Annotated in this window: 7 protein-coding genes; 6 read left to right on the top strand and 1 reads right to left on the bottom strand. The window is 72.6% G+C overall.

Annotated elements, in window-relative coordinates:
- Positions 1-237 precede the first annotated feature (237 nt).
- Positions 238-3714: a S41 family peptidase gene (locus CHC08_RS52055; protein WP_245878867.1), complete on the bottom strand. Its 3477-nt coding sequence runs from the start codon at positions 3712-3714 to the stop codon at positions 238-240.
- 299 nt (positions 3715-4013) lie between these two features.
- Between CHC08_RS52055 and CHC08_RS40170 the strand changes: the two genes are divergently transcribed.
- The 6 genes from CHC08_RS40170 (at position 4014) to CHC08_RS40145 (ending at position 11602) form a co-directional block, all read left to right on the top strand.
- Positions 4014-4946 carry a LysR family transcriptional regulator gene (locus CHC08_RS40170; RefSeq protein WP_089212632.1) on the top strand — a complete coding sequence of 311 codons (933 nt, stop codon included), beginning with the start codon at positions 4014-4016 and terminating at the stop codon, positions 4944-4946.
- Between the two features lie 316 nt (positions 4947-5262).
- Positions 5263-6987, top strand: coding sequence for an ABC transporter substrate-binding protein (locus CHC08_RS40165; RefSeq protein WP_089212631.1), 1725 nt, complete (start codon positions 5263-5265; stop codon positions 6985-6987).
- Positions 6988-6991: 4 nt separating this feature from the next.
- A complete protein-coding gene (locus tag CHC08_RS40160) occupies positions 6992-7930 on the top strand; it encodes an ABC transporter permease (RefSeq protein ID WP_089212630.1) in 939 nt (312 codons plus the stop codon).
- Positions 7927-8817 carry an ABC transporter permease gene (locus CHC08_RS40155; protein WP_245878866.1) on the top strand — a complete coding sequence of 297 codons (891 nt, stop codon included), beginning with the start codon at positions 7927-7929 and terminating at the stop codon, positions 8815-8817. Before CHC08_RS40160 ends, CHC08_RS40155 begins: the two co-directional genes overlap by 4 nt.
- On the top strand, positions 8814-10796 hold the full coding sequence (locus CHC08_RS40150) for a dipeptide ABC transporter ATP-binding protein (RefSeq protein ID WP_218825717.1): 1983 nt from the start codon (positions 8814-8816) through the stop codon (positions 10794-10796). The genes CHC08_RS40155 and CHC08_RS40150 overlap by 4 nt, the downstream gene beginning before the upstream one ends.
- On the top strand, positions 10793-11602 hold the full coding sequence (locus tag CHC08_RS40145) for an SDR family NAD(P)-dependent oxidoreductase (RefSeq protein ID WP_089212629.1): 810 nt from the start codon (positions 10793-10795) through the stop codon (positions 11600-11602). Before CHC08_RS40150 ends, CHC08_RS40145 begins: the two co-directional genes overlap by 4 nt.
- Positions 11603-11623 lie beyond the last annotated feature (21 nt).

The following is an 11623-nucleotide window of genomic DNA, read 5'->3' as shown; positions in this document are numbered from 1 at the left end:
CCGCGCTGGACGGCGGTGATGGCATGCATCTCAATGACAGAGGCGCCCAGGCCATGGCCGATTCCGTGGACCTCGAAACCCTCGCGCTCTAGAGCTCTGATCGTCAGCCCGCCGCAGCCCCCTGGGCCGCGGCGGGCCGGGCTTGAGCCTGGGCCGGCCGGTAGCAGCCGGTCGCGAACGGCAGCGGCCGGCTGCTACCGGCCGGACAAGCCCGGGCTTCTGGCCGGTCGGCGGCGGTCAGAGGGGAAACGACCGGGGAGGCAGGGGCGGCACGGGGAGCCGGGGGCGGGCGGCGGGGTTGGGCGTGTGGGGCGGGTGCGTGAGCAGGCGCTCCAGGGCGACCTCGATCGCCTTGTCGAGCTGGGTGTCGACGCCCCTGGCATAGTCCTCAGGGGTGATGTCAACTTCGATGTCCGGGTCGGTGCCGTAGTTCTCCACCCGCCAGCCCACGTCGTCGAAGGCGAAGGAGAACTCCGGCTGGGTGGTGACCGTGCCGTCGGCCAGCTGGTGCCGGGGCCAGATGCCGATCACGCCGCCCCAGGTGCGCTTGCCGATCAGCGGGCCCAGGCCGAGCACCTTGAAGGTGTGGCTGAAGATGTCGCCGTCCGAGCCCGCCCACTCGTTAGTGATCGCGACCATCGGGCCGCGCGGCGACTCGTCGGGGTAGGGCTCGGGCACGCCCCAGCGAGGGAAGTCGTAGCCGAGGCGTCGCCGGGAGAGCTTCTCCAGCAGCAGGGCGGACACGTGGCCGCCGCCGTTGAAGCGAACGTCGACCACCAGGCCCTCACGGTCATACTCGGTGAGGAAGCCGCGGTGGAACTCGGCGTAGCCCTCCGGGCCCATGTCGGGGATGTGCAGGTAGCCGATCCGGCCGCCGCTGAGCTCGTGGCAGCGGGCCCGGTTGGCCTCCACCCAGTCGCGGTAGCGGCCCGGCTGCTCGTCGCCGATGGCCCTCACGGTGACGGTCCGCTTGTCCTGCCCGCGCCTGATCGTGAGCTGGACCTCCTGGTCGGCCTGGTTGACCAGCCGCTCGTCGGGGCCGGTGTCCGGGCCGACGGGCTGGCCGTTGATGGCCAGCACCACGTCGCCCGGCCGTACGTCCACCCCGAGACGGTTGAGCGGTGAGGTCGCCTCGGGATCCCAGCGGTCGCCGTTGACGATCCCGGCGATCCGGTAGAGGCCGTCCTCGAAGGACCAGTCGACGCCGAGCTTGCCCTGCCGGTAGTGCGGCCGGGATCGGTAGGCGCCGCCGCTTTCGTAGGCATGGGAGGTGCCGAGCTCGCCGAGGAGCTCCCAGAGCAGATCGGAGAACTCCCCGCGGGTGGTGACCCGATCCACCAGCGGCAGATAGCGCCGGTAGACGCCCTCCCAGTCGATCCCGGCCATGTCCTCGCTCCAGAAGTTCTCCCGCTGCAGCCGCCAGGCCTCACGGAACATCTGCCGCCACTCGGCCTCTGGGCGGATGGACACCTTGACCCGGTGCATGTCGATCCATCCGCTCGTACGGCCAGGCGAGTCGTCCTCCTCGGGCGTCTCACCCGCCTTGATCATCCGCAGACGCTTGCCCGCCTGGTAGAGCAGGGTGGCGCCGTCGCGGCCGAGCTGGAACTCCGACACGTCCCCGACCAGGGTCTCCTGCTTCTGCTTGGCGAAGTCGTAGACGTGCAGCGTGCCGTCGGAGGAGTCGGCGTAGTCGTCGCCGAGGCTGCCCTCGACGGGGAAGGCGAGGTAGACGGCCTTGCCCTTGATCCCGGCGATGCGGTCGTAGCGGCCCTCGGAGACGGGGAAGGCGACGATCCGGTTCTCGATGCCCTCCAGGTCGATGACGATCTCGGTCTCCTCGTCGCCGTCGTCATCGCCGTCGTCGTCATCGTCGTCGTCCTTGAGCGGCCGGGGTTCGGGGACGAAGGGGGAGCCGACGTCGGCGCGGAGCGCGATGGCGTAGGGGCGGGAACCGAGGGGGAAGCCCAGATCGAACTGGAGCTCGTCGTAGACCGGGTTGAAGACGCGCTGGCCGATGAAATAAAGGTAGTCGCCGCCGGGGTCGAAGACGGGGTGGGCGTCCCACAGCACCGGGCGGGTGGCGAAGAACGTCTCGCCGGTCTCGACCCGGCACAGTTTGATGGCCGTGGTCTGCGCGGTGTCACGGCAGGTGTAGGCGAGCCAGCGGCCGTCGGGGGACCAGGCGAGATCCTCGATGGCGCCGAACCTGCTGGAGTCGATCACCGTGCTCCTGCTGCGATCGGCGTCCTGCGTGGGGCCGGCGTTCTCTGCGGGGTCGGTGTCCCGCGCGGGACCGGCATCCTGGGCGGAATCGGCGTTTCGCATGGGGCCGGTGTCCTGAGCGGGGTCGGCGTTCTGTGTGAGGCCGGCGTTCTGAGCGGGGTCGGCGTTCTGAGCGGGGTCGGCGTTCTGAGCGGGGCCGATGTGCTGTACGGAGCCGTTGCTCTGCGTGGGGCCGGTGCCGTTCGCGGGGGCGGTGTCTCGCGGGGGATCGACGCTCTTCGTGGAGGCGTCCTCGGTGAGGCCGCCTTCCCCTGTGAGGTCGACCATGATCAACTCATTGCGGTGGTTGGCGATCGCGACCCTGTCGGCCTTGGGGGAGACCTCCAGCGCGGTGACGCGCCCGGTGTTGAGGTGGCCGAGCCGGACGGGCTCGGCGCTGCCGTCGGCGGTGAGCACGACCAGCACCTCGCGATCGCCGTCGTCGCTGGCCGCCGCGATGAGTCGTTCGCCGTCGTTCAGCCAGTTCAGCAGGCGGTAGCGGACGCCGTACAGCGCGCCGTGCTGGCGCACCGGACCCTCCCAGGCGGCGAAGGAGAACGCCTTGCCCCGGGTGGTGATGGCCAGGCCGCTGCCGTCGGGGTTGAGCGTGGCGCTGTCGAGGAAGTCCTCGGCCGGGGCGAAGCGGCGGTTACGCTGGGTGCGCGAGCTGCGCAGCCGCACCTCGATCGGGCGGGACTCGCCGTCCTCCACCAGATGGAGCTCGGCTCCGGCGTGGTAGACCAGCCTGTTGCCGTCGCCGGACAGGTTGCGGGCGTAGTAGTCGGCGTGATCGGAGTGCCTGCGCAGATCGCGGCCGTCAGCGGTGCAGGAGTAGATGTTGCCGACGCCCTCGTGGTCGGAGACGAAGTAGACGCGATCCCCGCACCAGCAGGGCGAGGCGAGATTTCCGGGCAGGGTGATCAGCCGCTGGAACCGTTCGGTGCCGTCGAGCTGGATCCACAGATCGCCCACGGTGCCACCCCGGTAGCGCTTCCAGCGTGCGGGATCGGCGGTGTTGCGGCCGAGCACGATCTGCGGGCCGTAGGAGATGGTGTTGGCCGGGCCGTACGGCAGGCGCTCGGGGAAGCCGTCCGGCTGGACTCGGTGCAACCATTTCTGCCCGTCGATGGGCTGGCACTCGTCGCTGGCGTACACGATGGCGCCGTCGGGGTCCCAGCCCGTGACGGTGGAGCGCGCCCCGTGGTAGGTGACCCGCCGGGCCGCGCCACCGTCGGCGGGCATCACATAGACCTCTTCCGGTCCCTCCTCGCGGCCGACGAAGGCGAGTTGGTCACCGCGTGGGGAAAACCGGGGGTATCCCGCCTCGGCCACCCCGGCGGTCAGCCTGAAGGCCCTTCCACCGGTGGTGGGCACCATCCATAGATCGTCTTCGGCGGCGAAGACGACCGCATCGCCGAAGATGGTGGGAAATCGAAGGTAGGCGGGCATCGTGTCGCTCCATGATCGGGCGGCCGGGATTCACTCCGGTCACCCGATCATGATTTCACGCCCGTGATGACCGGAAGCACCCGTCCTCCGAGGTAGCCCCGGCGGCGGACCTACCGCCGCAGGCCGGTCCTCGTGACGGGCCAGATCTCGGTCCGCCGACCGGCTCACCCCCTGCCGCCTACGGCGGGGGAGGGGCGGCGGCGCCGCACGGTCGCGGGTCGCGGGAGGGAGGAAACTTCCCATCCCCAAAAACCAACATTCCAGGTAGATAAAGTGGGTTTAATGGTTATCATGGGCCCATGGGAGCATTGCTCGACCTCGTGCAACTGCGAACTTTCGTCGCCATCGCCGAATGCGGGGGCTTCGGCCGGGCCGCGTCCGCGCTGCGGACCAGCCAGCCGACGGTGAGCCAGCACGTCCGGTCCCTGGAACGCGTCATCGGCCGCCCCCTGGTCGAGCGGACCGGCCGGGCGACCCGTTTCACGGCGGCGGGAGAGGTGCTGCTGGTGGAGGCTCGCCGGCTGCTGGCCGCGCACGACGAGGCGATGGGCCGGCTCGGAGCCGAGCGGGTCTCCTCGCTGACCGTCGGGGCCATCGAGCACGCCGCCGCGCACGCGCTGCCCGACCTGCTCACCGCGCTGCTGTCGGCGCTGCCGGGATACGACGTGGTGTTCCGCCTGGACCGCAGCACGATCCTGGCCGAGGAGACGCGCCGTGGGACGCTGGACCTGGCGCTGATCCTCGGCGCCGTGGCCAACGCGGGGGGAAGGGAGGTCGGTTCCCTTCCCCTGCGCTGGCTGGCCGCACCCGGCTGGTGCCCCCCGCCGAGGGGCAGGCCACTGCCACTGGTCGCCTTCCAGGAGCCGTGCGGTCTGCGCGGGCAGGCCGTCCGCACGCTGGAGGGGCTCGGCTGGAACGTGCGGATCGCGACCGAGGCCACCAACCTCGACGGCATCCTCACCGCGGCCCGCGCCCGGCTCGGGATCGCCCTGCTGCCCACCGCGTACGGCGTCCCGCCCGGCCTGGAGGAGCTGTACCAGTTTCCCCAGCAGGGGACGGTGGGGCTGCGGCTGCTCGGCAGGCAGGGCCTCAACCCCGCGATCGAGGCGAGCGCGGCGGAGACGCTGCGCAAGTTCTTCGCCTCGGTGACCCGTTCCCCCACCCGTGTCGCCGAACTTCCGGTCGCCGACGTCTGCCGTCACGACCACCTTCCGATCGGCCATTCGAATTGACATCCATTAACAAATCAAATTGCCCGGGAAATGCTCCGGAAAAGGCATTGTAAAAGCCTTTCTGTTATTGACCGCGACAGCCGTACATGATGCAATCTCATTGCGGTTTCGAATGTTCTCCAAAGCCGTGACATCGAAGCGACGAAAGCGGTAGCGCGTTCCCGCGGTCCGGCTCCCGGTCTCGCGCGGGCACCCCGCCGTGCGGGCACGCGCCCGCCCCGGCGAGCCCCGCCCGTCCCGTCCTCGCCATGCCCTGTCCTCGCCATGCCCATGCCCTGCCCATCCGCCCCGCCTCGCAACAGAGAAGGTCCCGCCGATGCCACCGAGCGATGACTCCGTCACCCGCGTCGAGGAGAGACCGGACACACCCGTCCGCAAACGCCGCCTGAGGTCGCGGCGCCCGGCGATCCTGCTGTCCCTGGCCGCGGTGATCGCCGTCGCCGTCGTCGCCGCGGTCGTCCTGACCGGCGGGGACGACGACGCCGCGCCCGTCGCGAAGGCCGCCGCCGGCGTGCCGGTGGCCGGGGGGACGCTCACCTACGCCGTCGCCGGCACCCAGGTCTCGCTCGACCCGGCGGTGGCGGCCACCGCCGTCACGGGCCTGATCGACCGCAACGTCTTCGACTCCCTGGTGGTGCAGACCGACGCCGACAGCTTCGGCCCCTGGCTGGCCAAGGAGTGGAAGATCTCCGGCGACGGCAGGACCTACACCTTCACCCTCCGCGAGGGCGTCACCTTCCACGACGGCACCCCGCTGAACGCGCAGGCGGTCAAGGCCACCCTCGACCACGTGGTGGACCCGGCGACCAAGTCGGCCTACGCCGCGTCGCTGATCGCCCCCTACAAGAGCGCGCGGGCCGTGAGCGACCTGGTCGTCGAGATCACCCTCTCCCGGCCGTTCACCCCCTTCCTGCAGGCCCTGTCGGTCCCCTACCTGGGCATCCAGAGCCCCGCCGCGCTGGCCAAGCCGGTCGCCGACTACAAGCCCGTCGGGACGGGCCCCTTCTCCTACGTCTCCTGGGAGAAGGACAAGAGGGTCACCCTCAAGGGCAACCCCGCCTACGCCTCGCCCCCCGGCAACGCCACCCACGCCGGCGCCCCCCGCCTGGAGGGCCTGGTCTTCGAGTTCGTCTCCGAGGACGCCACCCGGTACGGCGCGCTGACCAGCGGCCAGGTGCAGGCGATAGCGGGCGTCCCGCCCGTCAACGCCGAGCAGCTCAAGAAAACCCCCGGTTTCACACTGAACGCCAGGGAAACGCCGGGACTGAACTACAACCTTTATCTGAACCAGACGCGCGGCCCGCTCCGCGACGTCCGGGTGCGCCGCGCGCTGTCCTCCGCCGTCAATGTCGGCGAACTCATCAAGAATGTCTATTTCGGCCATTACAAGGCCGTCAGGAATCCGCTCAGCGCGATCACCGCCGCCTACGACGCCGCCGCCGAGGCCTCCCTGGCCGGCTACGACCCGGCCGAGGCCGGAAGGCTGCTGGACGAGGCCGGCTGGAAGAAGGGCGGCCCGGACGGCTACCGCGTCAAGGACGGCAAGGCGCTCACCCTCATCTGGCCCTTCTGGGCCGAGGGCAACAAGGAGCAGCGCGACGTTCTGGCCGAGGGAATCCAGGCCCAGGCCAAACTCGCCGGAATCAAGATCGACCGCCCCACCGTCGACACCGGCGCCTACGTCAGCGACTACCTCATCGGCGGTGGCTACGACCTGATCGACGTCAGCTTCGCCCGGCCCACCCCCGACGTGCTGCGCTTCGCCTTCGCCTCGGGCAACACCTACGCGAAGGCGGGCGGCAACGTCGCGCTCGTCGACTCACCCGAGATCGACAGGTGGGTGCAGGAGGCCGCCGAGACGGCCGACCCCGCGACGGCCGTCCGCGACTACGCCTCCGTGCAGGCGAAGGTCCTCAAGGAGGCCTACGTGCTGCCCCTCTACACGCCGGTCCAGCTCGTCGGGCTGTCGGACAAGGTGCGCGACGTCACCTTCGACGCGCAGACCTACCCCGTCTTCTACGGCGCCTGGCTGGGGGCCTGACCCGATGCCGCCGCTGGCGCGCTGGCTGGCGCGCAGGCTCACGCTGACCCTGTTCGTGCTGTGGGGGGCCGCGACGCTCGCCTTCGCCGCCATGCGGCTGGTGCCCGGAGACCCCGCCCGCATCATCGCGGGCGGGGTCCAGGCCAACGCCACCCCCGAGGTGCTGGAGGCGATCCGCACGCAGTACGGCCTGGCCGAGCCGGTCCCCGTCCAGTACGTGATCTTCCTCGGCCGGCTCGTCCGCGCCGACCTGGGCGACTCCTACCAGCTCGGCCGGGCCGTGAGCGGCGTGATCCTGGAACAGCTCGGCGCCACCGTGGCGCTCGCGGCGGGCGCGGCCGTCCTCGGCTTCACCCTGGCCCTCACCCTGGCTCTGCTCACCGCCGGACGGCCCAGGGCGCGGGCGCTGTCGCGCGCCCTGGAGTTCTGCGCCCTGTCCACCCCCGGCTTCTGGATCGGCATCCTGCTGCTCACCGCCTTCTCCTTCCGGCTCCACTGGTTCCCCGTGCTCGGCAACGACGGCGTCCGCGCCCTCGTGCTGCCCTGGATCACCCTGGCGCTGTCCATCGCGGGCGTGCTGGCGCAGGTCACCAGGGAGGGCCTGGAACGCGCCCTCGAACAGCCCTTCGCCCTCACCGCCCGATCCCGGGGCGCCACCGAGAACCGCATCCGGCTGCGCCACGCCCTGCGCCACGCCGCGCTGCCGGTGCTCACCCTGTCCGGCTGGGCGCTCGGCGAGCTGCTGGCCGGGGTCGTGGTCGTCGAGACGGTCTTCGCCCGCCAGGGCCTCGGGCAGGTCATCGTCTCGGCGGTCAATGGCAGGGACTTCCCCGTGGTGACGGGGGTGGTCGTGCTGGCCGCCCTCACCTTCTCCCTGATCAACACCGGTCTGGACCTGCTCTACCGGGCCGTCGACCCGCGGATGCGGCAGGTGGCGCTGTGACGACCCCGGTGACCGCGCCCGTCACGGCCCCGGCGACCGTGCCCGCCGCGCCGCCGCCCGGCCCGCCCCGGCCGCGACGGCGCGTCCCCCGGGCGGGACTCGTCCTGGCCGTCGCGTTCTTCGCCCTGGTCTGCGCGGCGGCGGCCTTCCCCGGCCTGTTCGCCGGCCCGCCGAACCTCGTGGACCCGGTCGTGGCGCTGCGCGGCCCCGGGGGCGGCCACCCGTTCGGCACCGACCAGCTCGGACGCGACGTGTTCGCCCGGGTCGTCCACGGCGCCCGCGCCTCCCTGCTCGTCGGGCTCGGCTCGACCCTGCTGGCCGGTGTGGCCGGATCGGCGTGGGGGCTGCTGGCCGCGCTGGGCGGCCGGGCCGTCCGGGAGGCGGCCATGCGGCTGGCCGACATCTTCCTGTCCTTCCCCAGCGTCCTGATGGCCCTGCTGGTGATCGCCGTGCTCGGTCCCGGCACCGGCAACGCGGTCGTGGCGATCACCATCTCCCTGGCGCCGGGCTTCGCCCGCGTCGTCCGGGTGCGGGCCCTCGTCGTGCGGGACTCGCCCTACGTCAGGGCCGCCGTCAACCTGGGGCTTCGGCCGGGGCGGATCCTGCGCCGCCACATCGTGCCGAACGTCCTGGCGCCCCTGCTGATCCTGGCGACGCTGAACGTCGGGACCGCCGTCATCGCCGGGGCCTCGCTCAGCTTCCTGGGGCTCGGCCCGCAGCCCCCCGACCCGGAATGGGGATCGATGCTCGCCCAGTCCCGCAACTACCTCGACGCGGGCTGGACCCTCGCGATCTTCCCGGGCGGCGCCATCACCCTCACCGTGATGTCGGTGACGATCATCGGCCGTGAGCTGCAGGCCCGCTACGAGGGACGGGAGTCCCGGTGACCGCCGCGCGCGCCGAACCGGACACCGGGCCGGGCGGCGAACCACACACCGGGCCGGGCGGCGGACCCGGCGCCGAACCGGCCGGGCACCTGGTCACCGTCGAAGGGCTGTCGGTCGACCTGCCCACCCGGCAGGGGGTCGTGCACGCCGTACGGGACGTCAGCCTGTCACTGCGCGCCGGGGAGTGTCTGGCGGTCGTGGGGGAGTCGGGGTCGGGCAAGAGTGTGACGGCGCGGGCGCTGCTCGGCCTCGCCGGGGACGGCGCCGACGTGCGCGCCCGGACCCTGACCTTCGCCGGGCGCGACCTGCGCCGCCTGACCCCCCGGCAGTGGCGGCTGCTGCGCGGCCGCCACATCGGCTACGTCCTGCAGGACGCGCTGACCTCGCTGGACCCGCTGCGCAGGGTCGGTGACGAGGTCGCGGAGCCACTGGAGGTGCACGGGCTGGCCTCCCGCGACGACCTCGACGAGCTGGTGGCCGGGCTGCTGGCGGAGGTCGGTGTCCCCGACCCCGGCGAGCGGCTGATGCAGTATCCGCACGAGCTGTCGGGCGGCCTGCGGCAGCGGGCGCTCATCGCCTCGGCCATCGCCGCCCGCCCGTCCCTGCTGATCGCCGACGAGCCGACCACCGCTCTCGACGTCACCGTCCAGGCGCAGGTCCTCGCCCTGCTGGAGGCCAGGAGGGAGGCCGGCACGGCGGTGCTGCTGATCAGCCACGACCTCGCCGTGGTCGCCCGGCTGGCCGACCACATCGCGATCCTCTACGCCGGGACGGTGGTCGAGCGGGGGCCGGCCGCCGACCTGCTGGCCGCCCCCGCGCACCCCTACACGGCCGAGCTGCTGGCCGCCGTCCCCACCGTGGACGGCCCGCGCCGCGAGGTCCCGGCGCCCCGGTCGGCGCCCCCCGCCGAGACCGGCTGCCCCTACGCCCCCCGCTGCCCGCTGGCCGACGACCGCTGCGCCGCGCAGGCGCCGCCCCCCGTGGCGCACGGGCCGGGCCGCGAGGTCCGCTGCTGGCACCCCGGGACCGTACGGCCCGGTCCGCCCGACCCCGATGTCCCACCGCTCCCGCTGGACCGACCCGCCGCTCCCGCCGGGGGCGCGCACGCCGTACGGCCCGCCTCCCCGAACGGCCGCGCCGCCGCTCCCGCCGCAGGTCCCGCGCCGGGCCGGGCGGTCGTCACGGTCCGGGGGATCACCAAGCGGTTCCGCTCGCCCGGCGGGTCGTGGCGCACCGCCGTCGACGACGTGTCGTTCGACCTCGTGGCGGGGGAGGCGCTCGGCATCGTCGGGGAGTCCGGCTCGGGCAAGAGCACCATCGCCCGGATCGTGCTCACCGAGTTCGACGCCGACGCCGGATCGGTGCTGCTGGACGGCCAGGCCTGGAGCGGCCTGCGCGAACGGGACCGCCGCGCCCGCCGCTCCCGTATCCAGCTTGTCGACCAGGACCCCCTCAGCTCCTTCGATCCCCGCTTCACCGTCGAGGACGTCGTCGCCGAGGCGCTGCCCCGTGCCCGCCACGGCGGCCGGGACCGCGTCGTCGCCCTCCTCGGCCAGGTGGGTCTCCAGCCCGGCCTGCTGAGGCGCCGGCCCGGCCAGCTGTCCGGCGGGCAGCGGCAGCGCGTCGCCATCGCGCGGGCCCTCGCCCCGGCCCCCGACGTGATCGTCTGCGACGAGCCGGTGTCCGCCCTCGACGTCACCGTCCAGGCGCAGATCCTCGCGCTGCTCACCCGGCTGCGGCGCGACGCCGGGGTGTCCCTGCTGTTCATCTCGCACGACCTGGGGGTCATCCGCCAGGTCTGCGACCGGGTGGCCGTCATGAAGGACGGCGCGATCGTCGAGATCGGCGACGTCGACACCGTCTTCCGTTCCCCGCGGGCCGTCTACACCACCGCACTGCTCGCCGCCGTCCCGCGCATCGACGCGGGCCCGCACGCGAGAAAACCCGTATCCGCCACGGACCTGAAGGGCCCGCCATGACCTCCACCACCCCTGATCCCGGCACCCGCCCCGGCGGGGCCGGAACACCGTCGGCCGTCATCGTGACGGGCGCCGCCTCGGGAATCGGCCGGGCCACCGCCGAGCTGTACGCGGAAAGGGGGGTCGGCGTCGTCGCGGTCGACCACGACGAACGCACCCTCAAGCAGCTCGCCTCCCTCGACGGGGTCGTGACGCTGGCCGGGGACGTGTCGGACGAGGACGACAACCGCGCCGCGGTGGCGCTGGCCCTGCGGGAGTTCGGCCGCCTCGACGCCGTCGTGCTCAACGCCGGCATCGGCGGCACACGTCCCTTCGAGGCACCCGGCGCCGTCGAGGCCGCCGACCGGATCTTCGCCGTCAACCTGCGCGGGCCCATCCTGGGCATCCGGGCGTCGGTGCCCGCCCTGCGGGCCTCGGGCGGCGGGTCCGTCGTCGTCACCGCGTCCGTCGCGGGGCTGCGCGGCGACCCGGGCAACTGGGCCTACAACGCCTCCAAGGGCGCCCTGATCAACCTGGTGCGGGCCGCCGCCATCGACTACGCCGTGCAGGGCATCCGCGTCAACGCCCTCGCCCCCGGCCTCACCCGGACCCGGATCAACGCCGGGGTGCGGCAGGACCCGATCCTGGCGGAGGAGATCGAGCGGCGTATCCCGCTGCAGCGCATCGCCGAGCCGCGCGAACAGGCCGAGGCCATCTGGTTCCTCACCTCACCCGCCGCCTCCTACATCACCGGGACGACGCTCGTCGTCGACGGAGGCCTCGACGCCAGCCTGGGGATCCTTCCCCTGCCCGGCACCCCCCGGTGAACCCGCCCCTGCCGAACACCC

The organism is Streptosporangium subroseum, from assembly GCF_900188345.1.
Classification (GTDB): Bacteria; Actinomycetota; Actinomycetes; order Streptosporangiales; family Streptosporangiaceae; genus Streptosporangium; species Streptosporangium subroseum.
This window is presented reverse-complemented; position numbering and strand designations above follow the sequence as displayed.

Excerpts from the sequence above, each read along its gene's own strand:
- CHC08_RS40160 (WP_089212630.1), top strand. The coding sequence starts at position 6,992 with ATGCCGCCGCTGGCGCGCTGGCTGGCGCGCAGGCTCACGCTGACCCTG.
- CHC08_RS40170 (WP_089212632.1), top strand. The coding sequence starts at position 4,014 with ATGGGAGCATTGCTCGACCTCGTGCAACTGCGAACTTTCGTCGCCATC.
- CHC08_RS52055 (WP_245878867.1), bottom strand. The coding sequence starts at position 3,714 with ATGCCCGCCTACCTTCGATTTCCCACCATCTTCGGCGATGCGGTCGTC.
- CHC08_RS40145 (WP_089212629.1), top strand. The coding sequence starts at position 10,793 with ATGACCTCCACCACCCCTGATCCCGGCACCCGCCCCGGCGGGGCCGGA.
- CHC08_RS40165 (WP_089212631.1), top strand. The coding sequence starts at position 5,263 with ATGCCACCGAGCGATGACTCCGTCACCCGCGTCGAGGAGAGACCGGAC.